This is a genomic window from Rhodobacter sp. P2_H5 (genome assembly GCF_056403335.1).
The window spans coordinates 33261-54450 of sequence record NZ_JBFUFS010000012.1 but is presented as its reverse complement, the minus strand read 5'-3'; the positions used below and the strand labels follow the sequence as shown (position 1 = coordinate 54450).

Here is a 21190-nt window from a genome sequence, read left to right as displayed (position 1 = left end):
CAAATGTCATGAAGGGATTGCTCTGCTATGGGCCTTGGAACCAAAGTTCGCCTGTCTCGCCTGTTTTCGCATCCGTCGGGCCGCCTGTTCGGCGGCGCGGTGGATCACTTTGTCGGCTACGGCAATGTCCGTGAAGGCGGGCTGAAGAATCTGCCCGAAGCGCTGGCCCGCGTCATGGCGGGAGAGCCGGATTACGTCACGATCCAGCCTGGGGCTGCCAAGCATCTCTGGTCGCAATATGCCGGCAAGGCGGCTTTGGTCATTCAAGCGGGCTGCTTTACCGCCGATGACCGGATCAGCCAGTTGATCGCCACGCCGGAGGATGCGGTGCGCTATGGCGCCGATGCCCTGGCCGTCGCCATCCCGGTGCGCGGCAATACCGAGGGCGGCTATATCCGCTGGCTGACCGATTCCGTCAACGCCGCCGCCCGCTATGAAATGCCCGTCGTGGCCCATGTCTACCCGCGAGACTTCAGCGATGGCGGCAAGATCGTCTTCACGCCGGACGAGATCGCCTATGCGGTGCGGATCGGCTTCGAGGCCGGGGTGGATGTCATCAAGGTCGGCTACACCGGCGATTTCGACTCCTTCAAGGAGACGGTCGACTCCTGCCCGGTGCCGATCGTCATTGCCGGCGGACCGAAGACCGACACGCTGCTGGCCGCACTGCACCAGACCGCCGATGCGCTGCGGGCCGGAGCCAAGGGCGCCATCGTCGGGCGCAACCTTTGGGGCCATGGCGATACGACCAAGGCCGCCAAGGCCTTCAAGGCGGTCATTCATGACCTGATGCCGCCGGAAGCCGCGCTGAAAGCCGCGGGCCTGTGAAAAGATGACCGGTCCCCTGCAGATTCTGGGTTTCGGCGCAATCTCGATCGACGTGATTCTCTATGTCGATCGCCCGCTGACGGCTGGAAAGGGCAAGGTGACCGGTCGCCTGACTGATCATGGCGGCAATGTCGCCACCGCGCTGGTCGCGGCGGCGACATTGGGGGGAAGTGCGGGCTTCATCGGCTGGCTGGCGGATGCATCCGGGGACGACGCGGCGGGGCGCGAACTTGCCGCGCATGGCGTTGACATCTCCCTTGCGCCGCGCCGGGCCGATGCCAGCCCCATCCGGGCGACGATCACGGTCGGCTCGGACGGTGACCGATTCATCGCCTATGACGACGACGTGCCGGTCGGCACCTCCGCCACCCTGCCCGATGCGGTGCTGACCCAGGCGAAGGTCCTGCTGATCGACGGCTATGCCTTCCATTCCCATGCGGTCGTGGCGCGGGCGCGCGCCCTTGGGCTGGCGATCGTGGCGGATATCGAATGGAGCGTCGGCGCACCGACCGAGGCCCTGCTGGCCTGCGCGGATCATCTGGTCCTGCCCTACGCCTTTGGCCAGACCCAGACCGGAGAGAGCGACCCGGCGGCGATCCTGCGCCAGCTTTGGGCGCAGGACCGCTCCGCGGTGATCCTGACGCGGGGCGAGCAGGGGATCTATGTCCGGCAGGCGGGCGATGACACCGTCTGGCACATCCCGGCCCTCAAGGTGCGGGCGGTCGATACCACGGGCGCCGGCGATTGCTTTCACGGCGCCTATGCCTTTGCGCTGGCGCAGGGGAAGTCGCCGCTGGCCAGCGCACTCTTCGCCAACACCGCCGCTGCAATCTCGGTCACGGGCCACGGCGGGCGCAAGGCCCTGCCGGACCTTGCCGCCTGCCTTGCGCGCCTTGGCAGCGCGGATGCGCCGCAGCCTGTGCCCGTCGTGCCATCCGACCGGTGACTTGCGCCCAAGCTGCCGCCGTCGCGAATAACATTACGCATGTAAAAAAATATAATGTCATGCGTAGAATGTGAAATACGATATAAATCGTTATATAACATAGTGTTGCAGCATATACGTCGCGGATGCCCTCGTTTTCTGCCGAAAACACCTGGAATCTTTCGTTGACTTTTATGCTGAATTTCGCCCCTTTGTGCGGGTGCGTCGCACCAGGGGGAGGTCGCCTTGATCAAGGGGCGACTCTGGGCAAAGCGGAGGAAGTTTCATGGCTGAAGTGGTGTTGGACAAGATCTGCAAGACCTTCGGGGGCAGATACCATGTGATCAAGGATCTGAGCCTTACGGTCCGCGACGGCGAGTTCCTGATCCTTGTCGGCCCCTCCGGGTGCGGCAAGTCGACGGCGCTGCGCATGATCGCGGGGCTTGAGGAAATCTCCAGCGGGACGCTCAGCATCGGCGGGGAAAACGTCGAGGATTTCGCGCCGAAGGATCGCGACATCGCGATGGTCTTTCAAAGCTACGCGCTTTACCCGCACATGACCGTCTTCGACAACATCGCCTTTTCGATGAAGCTGGCGGGCAAGCCCAAGGCCGAGCGGACCAAGCGGGTCCACGAGATTGCCAAGACCCTGCAACTGGAACCGCTGCTGGGCAGCAAGCCTGCGGCCCTGTCGGGCGGGCAGCGCCAGCGGGTGGCGATGGGGCGCGCCATGGTGCGCGAACCGGCGGCCTTCCTGATGGACGAGCCCCTGTCGAACCTGGATGCCAAGCTGCGGGTGCAGATGCGGGCCGAGATCGCCAGCCTGCAGCGCCAGCTGGGGGTCACCACGATCTATGTGACCCACGACCAGACCGAGGCCATGACGATGGGCGACCGGGTTGCCGTTCTCAAAGGCGGTGTGTTGCAGCAGGTCGATACGCCCAAGACGCTGTACACCCGGCCGGCGAATGTCTTCGTGGCGGGTTTCATCGGCTCACCCTCGATGAATCTGTTCGAAGGCCGCCTGCAGGGAAACCGCATCGTGCTGCCCGGATTCTCCATTCCGGTGCCCGAACAGGCCTTCGAAAAATCCCCGACCTTGCGGAGTTACGACGGTGAGCAGGTAATCTTTGGCATCCGCCCGGAGGATCTGTTTGACAGCAAGCTGGACTCTGGCGCCCGCCATCCGACGATTCCGGCGCTGGTGAAGTCGATTGAAGAGCTGGGGTCGGAACTGATCGTCCACCTCAACATCGATGCGGTCCGCATCGACTCGGGCGACCCGGATGCCGTGGAGGACCTCAGCGGCGCGGCCAACGCAGTGGCGAAGTTCGAGTCCACCAGCGCCATCCGCCCGGCGCAAAAGATCGACCTGGCGCTGGACGTGGCCAAGCTGCATTTCTTCAGCCCGAGCACCCTGCTCGCCATCTGAGACCGCGGCGCCGGGACGCCTGCCCCGGCGCAGGCGATTTCCCGGCGAATTGGCCGGCCGGGGCCACCCGATTTGCGCTGCGGCGAGCGGCTTCTTGTGAAGTGCGCGGCCCGGCGCCGCCTATCTGGACCCAATTCCTGATCTCTGGCACCGCAACACTTTGCGCCGTCGCCGGAGCCCTTTCCATTTTTCGCAGATATGAGCGTGCGTCAGGCGAATCCGACGCGCGGCCCTTGCGGCAATCACCTCATTTCTTTCGCAAAGTAAAAAAATAAGTCACCACAGGTAATGTAAAAATGTAGAAAAATTTGTTGCGAAGTTTATCACACAAAATACTTATAAATCAGATATTTGAACGAATAAATTCCAAATTGAAATGGGCGATCCGCGCCGGAAGACTCCAAATCTTCGTTGACACATCGATTCAAAAGGGACCTAATTTGTGCGGGTTCTTCGGGAGGATCGAAAGAACCGCCGCTTTTCTGGGAGGAAAGTATGAACGTCAAAAGAACACTTGCCACGATGACGTCCGCTGCCGTTCTTGCGTTTTACGCGTCGGGCGCGCTGGCTGACACCACCATCGAATTCATCCAGTGGTGGGAACCCGAAATGCCCGCCGGCGCGCTGCGCGGCATCATGGACGACTTTGAAAAGGCCAACCCCGGCATCAAGGTCAATCTGGTCAGCGGCCCCTATTCGGCGACCCATGACCAGATCGTCGTTGGCGCCGCCTCGGGCACGCTGTCCGATGTCGTGGGCCTCGACGGCGCCTGGGTCAACGGTCTGGCCAAGCAGGGCGCCATCGCCCCGATGGACGACCTGATGAAGGACGCCAACTACGATCAAAGCCAGATCGCCGACATCATCAAGGTCGACGGGAAAAGCGTGATGTTCCCGCTCGCCTCCTTCGTTTACCCGGTCTTTGTCAACCTCGACATGGCCAAGGCGGATGGCGTCGACAAGATGCCGACCACCCGGACCGAGTTCATGGACGCGGCCAAGAAGATGACCCATGCCGACAAGAACGAATATGGCTGGGTCCTGCCCCTGTCGCTGCAAAACCCCGGCGGCATCCAGAACGACGTGATGAGCTGGGTCTGGGCCTCGGGCGCCTCGATGCTGAAGGACGGCAAGCCGGATCTGGAGAATGCCTCGGTCGTCGGCACGCTCGACTATATCAAGTCGTTGCAGGACGCCGGCGTCATCTCGCCCGGCATCTTCGCCAAGAAGGAACAGGACAAGGTCGAAGAATTCGTCAACGGCCGCGTCGGCATGATGATCGACTCGCTGGCCCACATCAACCTGATCCGCGAGCGGAACCCCAAGCTGAACTTCGGCATTTCGGCGCTGCCGGCGGTCGATGGTTATGACGGCAAGCGCGGGCTGCCCTATGCCTCCTGGGGCATCGGCATCTCGAACTCCTCCGATCACAAGGCCGAAGCCTGGAAGCTGGTGTCCTACCTGATGAGCCCGGAAGTGAACGGCAAGCTGGTGTCGATCGCCAATGCCTTCCCGGGCAACGTCAACGCCAAGCCCGACTTCTCCAAATCCGACCCGCTGTTCGCCGAAGCCTTCAAGATCTACCAGAACGGCAAGCTGGCCAATGAATTCGTCGGCCTGCCGGTGGCGGAAGATCTGATGCGGGCGATGAACGTCGAAGTGCAGAAGATGTTCGACGGCCAGCAAACCTCGGCTGAGGCCGCGGCTGCGGCGCAGAAGGCCTGGCTGGCGGCTTTCGCCAAGTAAGCCAGCGCCTTACGTCCCGTGGCAGCGCAGTATGCTCCCCWGCGCTGCCACGGCATTTCACGCCCGCACACTGACCCTTCATTGGAATTTCGCCTCATGCTCAGCGCCAATCAAAGCCTGGCCGGATCCCGCCCGAAACGGCGCAAGAGCGGCTTCTTGTCCTACAAGACGCAAAAGAAGCTGGTGCCGCTGCTCTATGTGGCGCCGGCTGTCTTCCTCTTCGCCCTCTTGATGCTGTTCCCGATGCTGACCGTCCTGCGCTATTCGCTGATGGACGGCGCGATCATGAAGAAGAACGCGGTCTTTGTCGGGCTGCAGAATTACCTCACCCTCTTTGCCGACCCGGTCTTTTGGCAATCGGTGGCGCAGACCCTCTACTTCACCGTGATGAGCGTGATCTTCCACCTGCTGATCGGCCTCGCCTTCGCCCTGCTCTTGAACTCCAACCGGATCAACCGGACGGTGCGCAGCCTGCTCCGCGTGCTGTACATCCTGCCCTGGCTGTTCACCGCCGTCATCATCGCGATCATCTGGCGCCTGCTGCTGGACCCGAACGGGGTGATCAACAGCATCCTGATGGATCTGCATATCGTGAACTTCAAGGTGGAGTGGTTTTCCTCGACCAAGACCGCGCTGCATGCCCTGACCTTCGCCAATATCTGGGCCGGTTACCCCCTGTACATGGTCAGCCTCTTGGCCGGCTTGCAGGGCATCCCGCGCGATCTATATGAGGCGGCCGGCATCGACGGCGCGGGCGAGTTCCAGAAGTTCCGTTACATCACCATCCCGCAGCTGAAACCGATCATGGTCAGCATCGCTCTGCTGGATTTCATCTGGACGATGCAGGTCTTTCCGCTGGTCTGGATGACCACCGGCGGCGGCCCGATCTATGCCACCGAGGTCCTGTCGACCTACACCTACAAGCTGGCGTTTTCGAGTTACGAGTTCAGCCAGGCCTCGGCCAGTGCCATCGTCATCCTGATCATGTCGATGAGCGTGACCTACTTCTACATCAAACATCAGAAGGCGCGGTGATCGGCCATGGCGAAACGCTCGTTCAGCAAGACCCCTTTCCCCACCGCCCTGACCTACCTCGGCCTGCTCGTGGGTCTGGTCTTTGCTGGGTTCCCGATCCTGTGGATGTTCTTCACCTCGTTGAAATCCAACACGGAAATCTTTGCCCTGCCGCCGCGGCTGCTGCCGGACCACACCACGCTGGAAGCCTATTACGCGATCTTCAACGATCCTGAGAAGGTGCGCTTCTTCATCAACAGCTATCTCGTCGCAGGCATCGTGACGCTGCTGACCCTGCTGATTGCCATCCTGACCGCCTATGGCTTCAGCCGCTACAATTTCCGCGGCAAGAATGTGCTGAACATCTTCATCATCAGCACCCAGACCGTGCCGCCGATCACCCTGCTGATCCCCTATTTCGGCATGGTGGTGTGGTTCGGCATCTTCAACACCTATTTCGCGCTGATCCTGACCTACATGGTCTTCACGCTGCCCTATGCCATCCTGCTGATGACCGGCTATCTCAACACCCTGCCGCGCGAACTGGACGAGGCGGTTCTGGTCGATGGCGGCTCCAGCTGGACGGCGCTTTGGCGGGTCGTGGTGCCACTGTCGGTGCCCGGCATCGTGGCCACCGCGGTCTATACCTTCCTCCTCGCCTGGAACGAGTTCCTCTTTGCCCTGACGCTGACCAAATCCATGGACATGCGGACGGTGCCGATCGGGATCGAGCTGCTGATGGGCCAGCACGCCTTCGAGTGGAACCAGATGATGGCGATGAGCGTGCTGGGGTCCTTGCCGCTTCTCGTGCTCTATCTGGTGGCCCAGCGGTATTTCCTTGCGGGCATGACGGCGGGGTCGGTCAAAAGCTGACAGGTCCAGCCACCGGGCACAAAGCGCGCAATCCCGGCCCCGAATCCCGGCCCCAAGTCTCGGGCAGTGACGCCGCCGCACGAGTTCCATGTTCGGGGTATTTCTCAAGACAGCCGGCAAAAGCGCGACTGGACAGGCCGCACCCCGATTCAGGCTCCGTTTCAGGCTGAAACGTGTTAGGGTTATCCATCTGATCTGCAAAGGCGGAGGGCACCATGTACCAGCATATACTCCTGGCTTATGATGGCACGGAGGAGGGGCGATTGGCACTGCGTGAGGGTGCCTTGCTTGCCCAGTTTTCCGGCGCCAGGGTCACCTTGATGGCGGTCGTCGACCCGGGGTACGGTCTTGGCCTCGGCGTCGATCCGATCGGAACCTATTTCCCGACCGATCAGACCCCCTTGTTCGAGAAGGTGCTGGACGAAGGGGTGCAGCGACTGCGCCGCATGGGCCTGTCGCATCAGGCGCGCCTGGAACGCGGCCAGCCGGCCGAAAGGATCGCCGCCGTCGCGCGGGAGATTTCCGCCGATCTGGTGGTGGTCGGCCACCGCCGTCAGGGTGTCGTGGCGGGATGGCTGCTCGGATCGGTCACGTCCGATCTGACCAACAGCCTGCCCTGCAGCCTGCTGGTGGCCCGCAAGGAGATTTCCGACGAGGTGCTGTTCGCAAAGCGCGACGCGCCCGCGGGCTGATCCTGTGAGGCGTGGTAGGAAGGCGGCCTGATCAGGCAGCGCCGGGCGCCAGACCCTCACGCGCGGTACGCCGCGCCAGCGCGGCCACAAGATCGGTCCGCGTGACGATGCCGACGATCTTGCCATATTCGAGGACGGGGACCGCATCCGTGTCGCCGTCCGCCATCATGGGAAGCAGCAGGCCCAGCGGCGTGTTGGTCGTGGCGCGCGGGCCCGCGACGCTCATGATGTCGCCCGCGGTCGTGCGCTTGCCCAGGTCGCGGTCCAGCAAACGCCGCAGGGCGGCCCAATAGCCCCGGTCAAGCCGCAGCGCATCCTCTCTGGCCTGGCTGATGAGATGCAGCTGGAAGATGACGCCAAGGAACCTGGCATCCGGCCCCACGACCGGGAGCGAGGTGAACCGGTGCTGCCGGAACAGGTCGGCAATCTTGCCAAGAGCCGTGTCAGGACCGACGGTGACCAGATTGCGCGACATGATGTCGGCGGCGGTCAGAAGACCCGAAGCATGGCTGGCCGCCTGCAGCTCCGCCGCGCCGATCAGCCGTGCCAGATCCTCGACCCCCAGGTTGAAGGACTGCCGGTAATGTTCGAGGATGCCCGCCAGTTCCTTCTCCGAAAGGCCAAGCCGCTTGGTCGGATCGCGGTCCTCCGTACCGTGCTTGCCCGGATCCTCGAACTGCCGGAACGGATAGTGCCGTCCGGTGAGCCGGGCGTAGAGCGCCGCCAGAAGCACGAGGACCGTCGTGCCGATCGCAATGGGCGCCAGAGCGAACCAGAACCCCAGATGCGCGATGGCGTCCGGCGACATGGCGGCGGTCATCGCAACGGCTCCTGCCGGGGGATGGACCGCGCGGCACAGGATCGTTGCGGTGATCGCAAGGCCAACCGCCAGGCCGACGCGCAAGACGGGATCGGACACCGCCAGGCACACCGCCACCCCGACAAGGGCTGCAACGGTGTTGCCGACAATCGCCGACCAAGGCTGCGCCAGGGGGCTGTTCGGCACGGCGAAGAGCAGAACCGAGGTCGCGCCGAAAGGGGCCACAAGATAAAGGCCAAACGCCAGATCGATCTTTGGCGACAGAAGAAAGAGCCCCGTCACCCCCAGACCGATGAGCGCCCCCAGCCCCGCCCGCAGCGCCTCGAGGGCCGAAACGCGGGCCACCGCGGGACCCAGTGATTTCAACACATGCACACCCGCGCTCCCCCTGCCCGATCTGCGCAAATTTTCATCATTTTGCGAAAGGTTCAACCCGATGCCGGAGCGACCGGGTAATTCCGCCATTCTTAAGGGGGTGCGGTCGCAGAACTCATGCGGCCATTTTGTGGCTCCGCGCCCCCTTCGGGAGCATCTTCTGGGCGGGTGTGGTGCCGCCGATGCCCACGTTCGGGCGGTCGTTGTTGCAAGTCCAGAGCCAGCGCGTGGCGTGGTCCGGTACCTCCTCGACGTGACCCCTTGGACATCCGCGAGAACGTGCATTTCCGGTCCTAGTTTGCCCCTAATAGCGTCCCTGATCAGCCTTCCATCCGATCGACCGCTGCCCGGTGCGGTTTTCGCGCGTTCCGCATCCTGCGGCGCTCCTATCCCGCTGATCTTGCACGTGGTTTTCGTCCGTTTGTTGACCTATTGTTGACCTGGGATTTTGAACGCAAAAAGCCGCCCGGAGGGCGGCTCGTAACATCTTGATCTGTATATTGAATTTGGTTGCGGGGGCAGGATTTGAACCTGCGGCCTTCAGGTTATGAGCCGCCTCTCCCGGGAAATCACTTCTCCTTTGATTTCAGCGCGTTACGCAGTAACCCTTTGATCTCCGACCAGTTTCTTGCCGCAGCGTGCCGCAACCGGCCGCAACCGGCGGATATAAACGGGGAACAAAGTAGTTAGGCAGGTTGACCTATTGTTGACCCACCACGCCTTAGTTGTTACCAGCTTGCAATCAGCTACTTTCAAGGCTGCACCTCGACCGAAAATATCAAATGTGGAGCTTGTCTGTCACCTCCACCTTCAAACCTATCAGGAGGCGTGTCAGAAAGAGAGGGCTCTCTCATACAACGCAAAGATCCAAATGGGCGATGGGTCCTACAATGTTGAAACGTAATTCATGCTCTCAACAATTGCGTCGCCAATATTCTTATTTTGGTGAAAAGATGCCTCAAAACCCGCAATCACTGCACTCGCTCGCTCATCAGAAGTTCCATGGTGCCCTGAATCATCTACATGATCGTCACCAAACCTGTATTGAGTAGCTGCAAAAACGGCCGCGGGAAAGTCTGGCTTCTGCCTCTTCCTGGCTCCAGCAAAATACCCCGCAAAGAAATCTGCTTGGAGCTCAGGGCGTTTAACAGTTGGCTGGCCAGCCCGAACCTTATCAAAGAGATCGTGCTTGAATTGGATAATATGTCCAAATTCGTGGGCGCAAACGGCAGCTATAGCCAGATCAGGGTTATCATTTTGTGATCGCAGCATCCTAAAAAGTTGAGTGCCAAATAGAACTGTGCCGTCAGCACCATTCATTCGTACCTTCGGTGATGCGTAGGCGTTCATACCTTCAGAGTCATCATAATACGCAAATCCTGGGGAAACCTCAAATAGCTCTGACACCTTAAACAGGGTCAGCGCTAGAGCAGCGTCGAAATCGGCGTCTCCGGACTTGGGAATTATCTTGTCATCACCAAAAAAGGCACCTTCGCTGGCAACTGTCGACAATGCTATGTCAAAATCGGAATCGGAAATATAACATCCGCGCTTATTGGATATCTGCGCTGTCTGAGCGCTACAGGGACACCCAAAATTCGAACAAAAAATGACCGTCAGCGCCCCCCCGACTGCAAACTCACGCCGATTCATCAATCCTCTCCTTTCTAGCAAAGATTCGGAAATTTCTGGCAAGCGGCCGATGTGGTGGTTGGGATAGGATCAGGACCGGGATTGGGGTCAGGATTGGGACTGGGGTTAGGGTTGGGGTTAGGGTTAGGGTTAGGGTTAGGGTTTATGTTAAAGGAAGCATACTCAATCAAATTATTAAACCGGCCGATTCCAAACGACCAATAGGATGTACCAGCCTGGTGCAAAATCAGCACCTGATAAAGTGTCCCCTGCGGCAATTGTAACTGCTGTTGTATTTGAACATCGACAACCGGTCCTGCCATAGCAAGCTGACTGTAAACGCCGGAGTTACCCGTCTGCATTCCGATCAATTGCCAAAGCTGAGGAGCATACCACTGCGGGTTCTCCTGCCCACTCTGCCACTGATATACGACGGTTGCGAAGAACTGCCGCGGATCATTTTGAGCATTTACCGGCGAAGAAAACACCGCCAGAAAAATACTTAGGAAGTAACCAACCAAGGTAAAACGTGAAAACCTTACTGCCAAGTCCTCCCCCCGGTTCCCGAACGCCGCTCATGTTCTCCTGAATAATACTAACCCCAAATCGCGGTCTCCAAGCTGCCTATACAAGGCTGCGTGCCAGACAAAGATTGGGCGTTCCAACCCGCAAATCGATCAGCATTATCCGCCCACATTTGCAACAATTTGTCAATCTGTTCGGAGGCCGGTTCGTTCGAAAACGCCCTGCCAAGTTCGAAGAAAGTTGGCGAACTCGATCGTCGAAGGGTGTCGGCCGATTGAAGTCGCTTCCAGATCCGAAACGTGGAAACACGAAAAGCGGAAAAGCGCCGACTTGCATCGTCGCCGGCACACCTCCCGCCGTTTACCACTTTGCAACAGTTTGTTGGCTAAATGTTCTTGAAAAAGGGGACTCACTCCGACATTGTGTTAGAAAAATACCCAGAGGGATGGACGCTGATGACCGAGTTCGAGGAACTGCTTCTGAAGACGGGCCTTACTGTTCCGGAGGCCGCCAAGGTACTCGATTACTCTGAGGGTCATATCTATCGCTTTAAGCGGGGCGATGAACAGCCCCGAGAGGGCGTCCTGGAACTGATGCGTATGAAAGTGGCTGCGCGGCAAGCCGCGACCCCGATGGCACCGTCGTTCACTTTCGTTGACCTCTTCGCAGGTATCGGGGGGCTTCGCCGGGCGATGGAGTCCGCCGGTGGGCGGTGCGTGTTCACTTCAGAATGGGACCGGTTTGCCCAGCAGACCTACTTGGCGAACTACCCCGACAACAGGCCGATCGCCGGTGACATCCGTGATGTGGTAGCTACCGACATTCCCGATCATGATGTTCTAGCGGCAGGCTTTCCCTGCCAGCCTTTTTCGATTGCCGGGGTGTCGAAGAAGAATGCGCTTGGCAGGCTGCACGGATTTCAGGACGAAACGCAGGGCACGCTGTTCTTTGATGTCCTGCGCATTCTGAAAGCTCACAGGCCAGCGGCGTTCCTGCTTGAGAACGTGAAGAACCTGACCAGCCATGATCGCGGCCGCACCTTCGAGGTGATCCGGCGCAAGCTGGCTGAGGAACTTGGCTACTCCCTCCACCTTCGTGTCATCGATGCGGGCCATTTCGTGCCGCAGCATCGGGAGCGCATCGTCATGGTCGGCTTCCGGGACAAGGTCGCATTCTCTTGGGACGATCTCAACCTGCCTGCCTATGGACACCGGCGGTTGCGGGACATCCTTCACCCGGAGGACGGCAGCGAGCGCCCGGAAGGACATTTCACCGTCGCGCCCAATGGACAGGTCAGCGGCAAATATACGCTGACACCAGGGCTGTGGCAGTATCTGCAGGACTATGCGGCCAAGCACAAAGCAAAAGGCAACGGATTTGGCTTTGGCCTCGTCGATGGCGCCGACATCTCGCGGACACTTTCTGCGCGCTACTACAAGGACGGCTCCGAGATCCTGATCAGCCGCGGCGCGGGAAACAACCCAAGGCGCCTGACCCCAAGGGAATGTGCCCGGCTGATGGGATATGGCGACGATTTCCGCATCCCGGTTTCCGACACTCAAGCGTACAAACAGTTCGGCAATTCGGTCGCGGTGCCGGTGTTTGCCGAGGTCGCGCGCATCATGCGACCCCACATCGCCACGGTGATGCGGCAGGCTACTGAGCCTCCGGCGCTGAAGGTTGGCTGACGTCCACGATACCAAAACCCGCAGCCGGAATAAGGCGGCGATCAAAGGCTCCGACACAAAGCCTGAGCTGCTGATCCGCAAGCTGCTGCACGGGCGCGGTTTCCGGTATCGGCTGCACGACCGGAAGCTGCCGGGAAAGCCTGACTTGGTGTTTCCGAAATTCCGTGCAGTTCTTTTTGTGAACGGCTGCTTCTGGCACGGACATGATTGCCCGCAGTTTCATTGGCCTAAGACGCGGGAGGAATTCTGGCGGGAGAAAATCGGCGGCAATGTGCGCCGAGATTTACGGAATGAGGCAGCGCTCAACGCAGCAGGCTGGCGGATTGGCCTGATCTGGGAATGCGCGGTCAGAGGTTCGGGGCGGCTGTCGATCGGCGAAGTGATTGACAGGGCTGCTGCTTTTCTCGAGGGTTCCGATATGAACTTTTCCATTCAGGGCCAGCCGGTTGATCGATTCACTGAACAAACTGCTGGACATGATGCAGGCTCGGGGGGCCGTGCGCTTCTACACCAAAAGGCTTGCAGCGAATGATAACTCGAAGAACCAAGTTTATCTCGGCGGTGGCTTCGGGGCGCTGAACATTCTGCCGCACGCGCCGGTGACGAGCGACGAGACCGTCATCGCTGGCAGCATCCGACGCCGCGACAAGGCCGACCTCCGGTTTTTCTGGATCGATGAAAACGGTCTGTCGCCTGCGCCGGATGCGCAGCTGATCCTCTACCCTAAATACCCCGAAGTGCGGATGTCGGGCTTTCTGCGCGGCGCTGAGCGCGCGCCCGCCGATCTCATGCGATCCCGCGATCCGGGCCGGGTGCTGTTTCTGGGAATATGCGGTGACGGCCGCATCCTTGGCTACGCAGCAGCATCAGACACGCCAGTTGTCACGGGCCTCGACGCAGCAGGCGTCGTCGATCGGGCCGGAGTGTTTCTCGATTTGACGCCCCTTCGGGCCGGGGTTGGCAATTCCCGCGATGCACTTATTGCCGCGCTCAGAGCGATCCACCTGAAAGGCTGGATACATTCCCAGAAAATCGGGCGCAGCGGCCTGCCCGAACCTTACAGCGCGCTGAATGGCGGCGGCTACACGCTTGAAGCTGAACTTGGTATATCGCCCAACGGTTACTCTGAGCCGGATTTCCTCGGCTGGGAGATCAAGCAATACGGGGTCATCGACTTTACCAACTACCGGCCCAAAAGCCCGGTGACGCTGATGACACCAGAGCCCACCGGGGGCATTTATCGTGACGGCGTCGAGGCCTTCCTCCGCGAGTTCGGCTATGCGGACAAGACGGGACGTCCGGACAGGATCAATTTCGGCGGCGTGTATCGGGCAGGCGGTGATTACCACCCCGATACGGGGCTCGCGCTGCGGATAACCGGATTCGATCCGGCAACGGGCAAGATCATCGACCTTGATGGCGCACTCGTGCTGCTGGACGTCAGAGAACGGATCGCCGCGTCATGGGGGCTGCGTGGGCTGATGGATCACTGGAACCGGAAGCACGCGAAAGCCGCTTATGTGCCGTCATTGTCCCGTAACCCGCCGCCAGGATACCGGTATGGATCAATCGTCCAGCTTTGCGAGGAGACGGATTTTCTTCTGTTTCTATTGGCCGTTGCACGTGGAGCCGTCTATTACGATCCTGGTATCAAGATGGAAGGCGCTGCAACTGCCCGACCTGCGGTTAAGCGCAGAAGCCAATTTCGTGTGGCGCATCAATCGATTGGCGCGCTGTATCGGAACCATGTCGACCTCGACCTATCATAGACGCGTCAAGCTTTGTTTCTGAATTGACAGTTTCGGCTTCTTCCTGTCTGTCGAGTTTGCAGTGGCGCTGAGGAGCTGCTTCCCCTGACCAGTCACTCAAGCTTGTCACGCGAAAGGTCCGCTCGTCCAAGCGCCCTTGCTATCCGTAGCACTCGCACGAAGATGAATGTAACAAAGCACGGTTCGCCGGGTCGCGACCGACAAGCATAGATACACTTGACCGCCAACTTTGTGTTTGCCATACAGGACACGGCCCTAAGCGCGGGCCGGTGTGTCCGCCACGCAAAGCTATGTCAGCGTTAAAGTTCAGAAAGTGTGACTCCATGCCAAGCGGCAGGGTCTGATCATCAGCGGGCACATGGTCGGATCATTCCAGGACATGGAAAATGACCGTAACAAACGAACTTCGCAAACTTAAAGCTCTGACCAAACGCTACGCGCGCTCCAACAGGATCGCACAGCATCAAGCTCTTGATCTAATTGCCGGAGAGCTGGGCTTTGCTCACTGGAACAGGGTAATGTCAGCCAGCAAGAAAGGTTGGCGGGCCAATACTGAACAAATGGAGCGTGTTGAAGCGTTCGTCATTCGTGCGCTTCCGGAGGTAAGCTTCCGGGAGGGCGATCCTGAGGCAATGCACCGGCGCTTTGCATACCTCGATCGGGCCGAACATGGCATGATCGGCGAGCATGTATATCGTCTTCAAGTGGTTCTCCACGACGTCATCATCGCCGGAGAGGGATGGAGTATCAGGGTATCTGAGAACCCTGGTGCGATCCCGATCGTCGAGACATTTGTAGATAAGGAAAGAGAATGCCCGGTCCTTGACGAGGAATTCCTTCAGACAGCGCTCAAGCTGGCCAGGGATCGGTCTGTTAAGGTTCGTGCGGAAATCTCTACCGATTGGCCCCGACGGTCCACAAAACCAAATATTAGTGGAGCGGTTCGCCATCCGCTGAGCGGTGATGATTCGGATGTGTGGTTCTGTTTGCATTGCGATGGAAAGATCACAGGCGCCCAGATAGCTCAAAACCTCTGGCATTGCCCGGAGTGCGGGTCATCGCCTCTTGACATCTTCGCCACCCCCTTCTGGTCTGATGATGAGGGCCAATCTTTCCTTCCCGTGAAGGCAGACGATGGAGACAAACCTGATTTCCGGATTGTTGATGGTAGGCCCAAGCTCGACCTGAACGAAGAGAAGATCATCCTTCTCATTCGTAGCGCTCTGCTCGATGACGCGGCCAACATCAGCGAAAGGCTGGGTGCCCTACAGGCTGAGATCAATGTCGACGATGAGAACGGCGTCTGGATCAGCCTTGAGGAAGATCTCTGGCCGGAGGACAAGGTTCCGACTCAGGCTATCGCCGTAGCGGAACTGCTTGGTCTTGAAGTTGAATTCGAAACGATGTGGCACACGATACCCTTCGCTTGGCCCGGCTTGGGCGAGGTGACGTCAAGCACAAGTGAGTATACGCAAATGATGCTGAACGCCTATGGGCAGCATGGCGTCCCACCGGACAAGAATGCGAAGGCTTCATAGCCCGTTCTGAAGCCAACCGCCCAGCCCGGAGATCCCGTCAATCGGGGTGGGCGCGTTGGTCGCAGCAACGCGCGAGACTTAACAGCTATTCATATGCGGCGCTAAGCTGTCACTCGACCATATCGACACTAACGTCCGCTTCGCACCCCATTCGGTCGTTAGACTGACACTCGCAATTTCCCAAAAGCCACATTGCTTATGCCGGAGACGAGCGCCAGTGGACTACTTTAGCATATATCCTCGAATCGCGCGCTGTCCGCCAAACACCGCCGCTAGCCCGTGCGACTGTCCGGAACGGTGTATCCGGATTGCAGAAGCTGCTGTTCCGTCTTCGTGGCGTGAGACCGCTAATCTCTTCAAATCAATTGTTTGAGCCTATATTTGCCCTAGCCCTCAGACTCTTCAGCGAAGAACTTCTCCAAGTTCTCCACTGAATTGATGAGGATGGTCTCCGGTCTGCCGAGATGTAGATAGGAGAGGGTGCTGGAGCTGGCCAAGGCACTATGAAGTTCGCGTTCTAAATCATTGACTGTCATCCCCCACTTCGCCATTTCTGCCTGAACATTCGCGAATGGATCGGGACTGCTCACGTCGGCGAGCATCTGCAGATGCGTGGTCGATTCAATCGACCAATCGTTAGGAAGCAATTTCTTGGTCTCAAAGTGACGGAGAATGTCGGTCATTGCTTGACGGCGCAGCATCCCCGACACGACCTCAAGCCAAGTGATCGAGCGCCCAAGACTTTTGACTGCCGCCGGTATGAATTTCGAAACCCTGTAAAGAAGTCGCGCGGCGAAAATCGCCGCGTCGGTTGCGTGGAGCGGAAAGACAGACCCGATCACGGATCGCGTACCGAGCATGAGGAAACCATTCGCAACCGTAGCGTGATTGCGGTCGGCGGCATGGGTATCGCACGCGCTCAGCAAAACGATTGGTGGCGGGCGGGTTATTTCGCCGCGCAACTCCCAGACATCGACTGCCTCGTCGCCAAGCCAAAGGACACCAGGCTCGTCTTTCGCGTGCGAGCCATGCCCATCGAAAACCATAAGCATGCCTCGAAAGACATTGATGGCATCCACCATCTCTTGACGCGATCTGACCCTGACGAATTTCAGATTGATCTTATCGTGCCATAGTTTACCAAAATGGTCGAATGCCATTTCGAACTGCTTTGCGATGATATCCGCCTCTTGAAGACCGCTGATAACGAGGACTTCGCTGAATGCGTCGGGGGCGACGAATAGCGGCTCCTTCGCCCCGAGGCTTTGGATAAACAGGTTGCCCGGTGTCACAGGAATTCGCGAAACATTGTATCGCAGGCCTAGAGGGATGCCTCGCACGTCGAGCCACTCGACATGGGCATCAGAGATCACACGCACACCACCCGACGAGCGGTTTAGAACCTCGAAGAATTCCTCCGGAAATCCGGCAGCGATTGCCTTTTGAACCCCTCGAAATAACTCCGCTCGCTTAAGCACTTGCGGTCGGTCAGCACGGTAGTGCTGTGCGAAGCCACGAATAATACCTCTTGTACGGTTCATGCGATTGGGAAGCCGAATGACGGCACCAATTTCCGATGCCGCAAGGCAGGAGACTGCTTCAGTTCCAAGATGAAGTTCCAGCTGCCTAATCCGCATTATCGGATTCCCGACCGGATTGGCTCCAGCCTTCAGGTCTTCGATGCTTCCTCCCATCATCGCCCTGATCTGGGCAGGTGAGCTAATATCAAAGCCGTAGCTGTTCTGCCTTTCGATCATGCTCAGTGTGAGCAACATGTCCTTTCGCATTTGTGTATCAATGACCGAACGCACGGAGGGCAAACTTTTGAGATCGTAAGTCGCGGGAAGGTACAAATTCAGATCGGGCGTGCGCGGAAACAAGCGATTTGCTTTGCTTGGAGGGTTACCCTCTCGCTCGTCCAAAACAGAGTCAGAGGTGCGCACGATCTGCTCAATATGACGAGACTCGTCGCCATGCTGTTTAAACGGACCATCAATAAGAGATCCGAAACCACAAACGCCCAACGCCGCGAGGTTGGGAGCTATCGTGCCATGCCCGCCAAGCTTATAGGGTAGCTTCCGCTCATCTGGTAACACCCAAGACTCTATTGCTTCCCTGGCCTCGCGGACGCCTGCGAGCTTAGTGTTCACTTCAAGCTCGTCGCAAATCTCGAGAAACCGTTTGCGGAGGCGGTCAAAGGACAGTTGATCATAAGGAATATTGCCACCATCCTTTGCAATGACTGTCACCGGCCCAGGACCCTTGTCGAGCCAGTGTTGATAGTCAGCAATCGTCTCGGACTCATCAAGAATGACGACCGTAAACGGCATCTCGATTGGAGCAAGCATCGACCTGAGTGCACGTGGTGATTGGCCATGCCACTCTATCTGAAGCTGTCCTGAGATCCGCCGCGCGATCCGGCTTGGCATTGATGCAGGAGCTAGCTCGTAAATGTCAGTTGGGAAAGTATGAACGAAGCGCAGAAACCTGCTGTTCGCACACAGCGACAGAGAGAAGCCCTGAAATGGACTAGCCTCTTCAGGTTTCCAGTCAGGAACGCTCATGAGAAAACGAATTTTCGAATCGATATGCATATTATAATCAACCTTTTCAACACTATGCGTCAACCAAGTAGTTCGAGGCAATAGTGATCGCCTTTGTCCACAGTGATAACTTGAAGTTGATATCTCACCCTTTGGCTTCATCATGAATGTTGAAGGAATGTCATCTGTTATTTTGGAGGGCTACGCTTCATGACCCGATGAGTGTAGCGGTGACAGTTGGCGCACAGGCACTTCAGATCTTTAAGGCGCGTTTCATGCACTTCGTCCATTTGAGCGACAGCTGTCGAATGATGATGGACCTCGATGCATGCGTCACCGTCTTGGTCGCCGAAAACTTGCACGGGCTCCATCTTGCATCTCTCACAGAACAACCGACCGTGCTGCCGAATGAATTCGGCCTTCTTCGCGTTAGATAGACCCTGCCCACGTTCGCGGCGCAAATGGGTGACAAGCCGGGGGTTTCCTTCCACCCAAATCCTATCGTCATCGGAGAGTGGCTCCGGTTGATTGACTGCCTCCTCCTTTGCAACAATCCGGTAACCGGCTTTCTGAAGCAAATCGAAACAGGGCGTGTCGAGGCCAGACGAAAAGGCCCCCGGTCCGACGCGAGAATTGAGGGCCAAGCTGGCGGCAAGGCCAAAAACTGCTTTTGGCGGTAATCGTACGCCACTGTCCGTCAGCAGATCATAATCGGTCGACGGCCCAAATTCATTCCCCGGACCGGTTTCGGAAATTTCTGCGATCGCCTGCCAGATATGTTCAGGAGTGACTTGTCTCAACAGTTCCGCCGGAAGTCTTGAGTCTAGCCGGGACATGACCGTTTTCGGGATCGCCCCAATTGCTTGAACGATCTCCTGCGACGATCGGCCTTCAAGCGAAAACCTGATGCGCTTGCTAGAGTTGCCCCGGCCCGGTCCCGCATCTGGCGATCGGCCAATTGCCTGCATCCGGCGACTCATTAGCGTAAACAGAGTGTCGGAGGTTGCCGGAAAATCAGCACGTGTCAGGATTTCTCGCTCTTCGAGCGGCAGTGTCTGCACTCGGCTGCTGTCGACCCAAGCTCCGGCGATCTCGAGGTGCTTCTCAAGAAGTCGCCCGAGGATGATACGCGGGCCGGTACTGTAGTCGCGGTTTCTTACATTGGGCGACCCGACTGCGCCCCCACGGCTGTGGAGAATGATCACACCCGGCTCGACTTCTACGGTCGCGTCCAAGCCGAGGCCATCACTATCTGCGATCACAAGTTCCATGTGCAGAGACTAGGCGACAACACATTGTATCCGAAACCCCTTTCAGCGCGGCCCCCAGTTCCTTGACATCATTTGATTCAAATGGGACCGGCGACCGTCGTGTTGGCAATCATGACGGCAGCAAATGCGCTTCACGATCGTCATACATAAGGGCAGCGCGCCAGTATTTCAGTCATGCCACTACCTTCAGCCTCGGCTTCAGCATCTCCCCCACCGCGTTCACCCCAGCGCGCAGAGGCGAGTCGATCAGGTGGGCATAGCGCTGGGTGGTACCGATCTGGGTATGCCCCAGCAAACGCCCGATCATTTCCAACGATGCCCCGCCCGAGACCAGCAGGGATGCGAATGTGTGCCTCAGATCGTGGATGCGAACGTCGGGGATGTCGGCCTTGACCCGGACCCGCTCCCAAAATCGGGACAAATCAGCCATCGGTTGACCCGGCATGTCGCCCGGAAACAGGAAAGGGCAGCCCTTCGGCGAGGCGACGCGACGCAGGCGGATCAGTGCCACCGCCTCGTGGGAGATCGGCACCCGATGGACACGGCGCTGCTTGGTGTAAGCGGCTTGCTTGGTCCAGATTGCCAGATCGAGGTTGAACTGATCGAAAGTGGCGGTCCGCACCTCGCCCACGCGGGCACCGGTCAACATGCAGAGGCGGATGATCCCCGCAGAGCGCTGTTCGTGATCGTCATCCAGAACATCGGCCAGCCGCTGGATTTCGTCAAACGAAAGGAATCGCTCGCGGGCGGTTTCGGGCCTTTTGCGGAAGGCGGTCGCCGGATTGTCGGTCCGCATTTTCCACGTCACGGCGAGGCTGAACATCTTGCGCAGCACCTCGCCAGCCCGATTGGCCCGGATCGGCGTCGGCTTGGGCGGTTTTAGCGGGGTTCTGCGCCTAGTCTTGGGGGCAGTCTTGGACGGCCGTGGCCGCCCCAGCGCGATTTTGGTCAGCAAGCGATCGACATCGGTCGGGGTGATGTCCGCCACCTTGCGGGTGCGCCAATCCGGCAGGACCAGCCCGTTCAGCATGCTGATCTGGTCCTTAGCATTGGTGCCCTCCAGCTTCGGCAGGTGCTCGTCGATAAAGCGATCGATCAGTTCCTTGACCGTCGGGGCCTGGCGTGCGGTCGTGCGGATGTCCATCGAATCTTCGCCGCGGTCGATGTCGCGCTTGAGACGCTTAGCTTCGTCCCTCGCGGCCGCCACCGACCAACTGGGCCATTTGCCAATCGTCATCCGACGCTGCCGCCCCGCAGCGCGGTAGATCAGGATGAAGCCCTTGCGGCCGGACTCGAACACGCAAAGTCCGAAGCCAGCGCAATCCTCGTCGAAAATCACATACTTGCGCTCGCCCACTTCGGCGGCTTTGACCACTCGTTCGGTCAGATGCGTTCCCATGCGGGCCCTCCGGTTCAGGCCGACTGAGGATCGAGAATCGGCAAAGAGCAACCTGCTCTTTGCCCCGCGCCGGAATTCAGGGGGAAACCGGGGAAAACAAACTGGCAATTATTCCGGTCC

17 protein-coding genes are annotated in these 21190 nt (G+C 58.8%); 11 read left to right on the top strand and 6 right to left on the bottom strand.

Annotated elements, in window-relative coordinates; translation table 11 throughout:
* The first annotated feature begins 27 nt into the window (after positions 1-27).
* The 7 genes from AC1DVR_RS16125 (at position 28) to AC1DVR_RS16095 (ending at position 7510) form a co-directional block, all read left to right on the top strand.
* Entirely contained in the window at positions 28-828 is an 801-nt protein-coding gene (locus tag AC1DVR_RS16125; RefSeq protein WP_478001621.1) for a hypothetical protein, read from the top strand.
* A gap of 4 nt (positions 829-832) precedes the next feature.
* Positions 833-1774 carry a PfkB family carbohydrate kinase gene (locus tag AC1DVR_RS16120; protein WP_478001620.1) on the top strand — a complete coding sequence of 314 codons (942 nt, stop codon included), beginning with the start codon at positions 833-835 and terminating at the stop codon, positions 1772-1774.
* A gap of 265 nt (positions 1775-2039) precedes the next feature.
* Complete coding sequence (locus tag AC1DVR_RS16115; RefSeq protein ID WP_478001619.1) at positions 2040-3185, top strand: ABC transporter ATP-binding protein; 1146 nt, start codon at positions 2040-2042, stop codon at positions 3183-3185.
* Positions 3186-3680: 495 nt separating this feature from the next.
* The gene (locus AC1DVR_RS16110; RefSeq protein ID WP_478001618.1) at positions 3681-4931 is read left to right on the top strand and encodes an ABC transporter substrate-binding protein; all 1251 of its coding nucleotides are present in this window, start codon (positions 3681-3683) and stop codon (positions 4929-4931) included.
* 156 nt (positions 4932-5087) lie between these two features.
* Complete coding sequence (locus tag AC1DVR_RS16105; protein ID WP_478001617.1) at positions 5088-5966, top strand: carbohydrate ABC transporter permease; 879 nt, start codon at positions 5088-5090, stop codon at positions 5964-5966.
* 6 nt (positions 5967-5972) lie between these two features.
* Positions 5973-6818: a carbohydrate ABC transporter permease gene (locus AC1DVR_RS16100; protein ID WP_478001616.1), complete on the top strand. Its 846-nt coding sequence runs from the start codon at positions 5973-5975 to the stop codon at positions 6816-6818.
* A gap of 215 nt (positions 6819-7033) precedes the next feature.
* Entirely contained in the window at positions 7034-7510 is a 477-nt protein-coding gene (locus AC1DVR_RS16095) for a universal stress protein (protein WP_478001615.1), read from the top strand.
* Positions 7511-7541: 31 nt separating this feature from the next.
* Here AC1DVR_RS16095 and AC1DVR_RS16090 read toward each other — a convergent pair whose 3' ends face one another.
* The 3 genes from AC1DVR_RS16090 to AC1DVR_RS16080 all read right to left on the bottom strand — a co-directional run bounded on the left by AC1DVR_RS16090 (position 7542) and on the right by AC1DVR_RS16080 (position 10885).
* Complete coding sequence (locus AC1DVR_RS16090) at positions 7542-8705, bottom strand: HPP family protein (RefSeq protein WP_478001614.1); 1164 nt, start codon at positions 8703-8705, stop codon at positions 7542-7544.
* Between the two features lie 885 nt (positions 8706-9590).
* Entirely contained in the window at positions 9591-10358 is a 768-nt protein-coding gene (locus AC1DVR_RS16085; protein ID WP_478001613.1) for a neutral zinc metallopeptidase, read from the bottom strand.
* A 14-nt stretch (positions 10359-10372) separates the two neighbouring features.
* The gene (locus AC1DVR_RS16080; protein ID WP_478001612.1) at positions 10373-10885 is read right to left on the bottom strand and encodes a hypothetical protein; all 513 of its coding nucleotides are present in this window, start codon (positions 10883-10885) and stop codon (positions 10373-10375) included.
* 432 nt (positions 10886-11317) lie between these two features.
* On the opposite strand from AC1DVR_RS16080, the gene dcm reads away from it, so the two are divergent.
* The 4 genes from dcm (at position 11318) to AC1DVR_RS16060 (ending at position 15857) form a co-directional block, all read left to right on the top strand.
* Complete coding sequence (gene dcm / locus AC1DVR_RS16075; RefSeq protein WP_478001611.1) at positions 11318-12550, top strand: DNA (cytosine-5-)-methyltransferase; 1233 nt, start codon at positions 11318-11320, stop codon at positions 12548-12550.
* Positions 12543-13082, top strand: coding sequence for a very short patch repair endonuclease (locus AC1DVR_RS16070; RefSeq protein WP_478001610.1), 540 nt, complete (start codon positions 12543-12545; stop codon positions 13080-13082). Before dcm ends, AC1DVR_RS16070 begins: the two co-directional genes overlap by 8 nt.
* Entirely contained in the window at positions 12997-14319 is a 1323-nt protein-coding gene (locus AC1DVR_RS16065; protein ID WP_478001609.1) for an MvaI/BcnI family restriction endonuclease, read from the top strand. The genes AC1DVR_RS16070 and AC1DVR_RS16065 overlap by 86 nt, the downstream gene beginning before the upstream one ends.
* A 386-nt stretch (positions 14320-14705) precedes the next feature.
* Positions 14706-15857 (top strand): hypothetical protein, encoded by a 1152-nt coding sequence (locus AC1DVR_RS16060; RefSeq protein ID WP_478001608.1) that lies wholly within the window; start codon positions 14706-14708, stop codon positions 15855-15857.
* 386 nt (positions 15858-16243) lie between these two features.
* On the opposite strand, the gene AC1DVR_RS16055 is transcribed toward AC1DVR_RS16060, so the two are convergent.
* The 3 genes from AC1DVR_RS16055 to AC1DVR_RS16045 form a co-directional block, all read right to left on the bottom strand.
* Positions 16244-18451 (bottom strand): CHAT domain-containing protein, encoded by a 2208-nt coding sequence (locus tag AC1DVR_RS16055; RefSeq protein ID WP_478001607.1) that lies wholly within the window; start codon positions 18449-18451, stop codon positions 16244-16246.
* Positions 18452-18588: 137 nt separating this feature from the next.
* Positions 18589-19671 carry an HNH endonuclease gene (locus AC1DVR_RS16050; RefSeq protein WP_478001606.1) on the bottom strand — a complete coding sequence of 361 codons (1083 nt, stop codon included), beginning with the start codon at positions 19669-19671 and terminating at the stop codon, positions 18589-18591.
* A gap of 172 nt (positions 19672-19843) precedes the next feature.
* On the bottom strand, positions 19844-21070 hold the full coding sequence (locus AC1DVR_RS16045; RefSeq protein ID WP_478001605.1) for a tyrosine-type recombinase/integrase: 1227 nt from the start codon (positions 21068-21070) through the stop codon (positions 19844-19846).
* Positions 21071-21190 lie beyond the last annotated feature (120 nt).

Bases quoted from the DNA above. Each gene is read 5' to 3' on its own strand.
- AC1DVR_RS16085 (WP_478001613.1), bottom strand. From the start codon at position 10,358: ATGAATCGGCGTGAGTTTGCAGTCGGGGGGGCGCTGACGGTCATTTTT.
- AC1DVR_RS16115 (WP_478001619.1), top strand. From the start codon at position 2,040: ATGGCTGAAGTGGTGTTGGACAAGATCTGCAAGACCTTCGGGGGCAGA.
- AC1DVR_RS16095 (WP_478001615.1), top strand. From the start codon at position 7,034: ATGTACCAGCATATACTCCTGGCTTATGATGGCACGGAGGAGGGGCGA.
- AC1DVR_RS16050 (WP_478001606.1), bottom strand. From the start codon at position 19,671: ATGGAACTTGTGATCGCAGATAGTGATGGCCTCGGCTTGGACGCGACC.
- AC1DVR_RS16100 (WP_478001616.1), top strand. From the start codon at position 5,973: ATGGCGAAACGCTCGTTCAGCAAGACCCCTTTCCCCACCGCCCTGACC.
- dcm (WP_478001611.1), top strand. From the start codon at position 11,318: ATGACCGAGTTCGAGGAACTGCTTCTGAAGACGGGCCTTACTGTTCCG.
- AC1DVR_RS16060 (WP_478001608.1), top strand. From the start codon at position 14,706: ATGACCGTAACAAACGAACTTCGCAAACTTAAAGCTCTGACCAAACGC.
- AC1DVR_RS16045 (WP_478001605.1), bottom strand. From the start codon at position 21,070: ATGGGAACGCATCTGACCGAACGAGTGGTCAAAGCCGCCGAAGTGGGC.
- AC1DVR_RS16110 (WP_478001618.1), top strand. From the start codon at position 3,681: ATGAACGTCAAAAGAACACTTGCCACGATGACGTCCGCTGCCGTTCTT.
- AC1DVR_RS16125 (WP_478001621.1), top strand. From the start codon at position 28: ATGGGCCTTGGAACCAAAGTTCGCCTGTCTCGCCTGTTTTCGCATCCG.
- AC1DVR_RS16055 (WP_478001607.1), bottom strand. From the start codon at position 18,451: ATGCATATCGATTCGAAAATTCGTTTTCTCATGAGCGTTCCTGACTGG.
- AC1DVR_RS16120 (WP_478001620.1), top strand. From the start codon at position 833: ATGACCGGTCCCCTGCAGATTCTGGGTTTCGGCGCAATCTCGATCGAC.